The organism is Klebsiella sp. K47 (genome assembly GCF_051858335.1).
Lineage (GTDB): Bacteria > Pseudomonadota > Gammaproteobacteria > Enterobacterales > Enterobacteriaceae > Klebsiella > Klebsiella pneumoniae.
In genome coordinates, this window is sequence record NZ_JBPYUI010000515.1 from 1 (window position 1) to 216 (window position 216).

At 45.8% G+C, this 216-nt stretch carries 1 protein-coding gene; it reads left to right on the forward strand.

Going from position 1 to position 216, the window contains the following annotated elements; all coding sequences use genetic code 11:
- The coding region (locus RRF55_RS29030; protein WP_439419454.1) for an alkaline phosphatase family protein at positions 1 to 216 on the forward strand (216 nt) is incomplete at both ends.

Here is a 216-nt window from a genome sequence, read left to right on the forward strand (position 1 = left end):
TTGATAAATTAAGTTATAAAGAAGGTGGAAAGCGGCAGGAAGTTGAGGTGCCTGCCGGAGATGTTTTTTATCAGTTTAGAAAAGATGTTGAAGATCGCCAATTACCTACAGTGTCGTGGTTAGTGGCACCTTGTCGTTTCTCGGATCATCCGGGCTCACCTTGGTATGGGGCGTGGTACGTATCCGAAGTCCTCGATATATTGACCAAAGACCCTG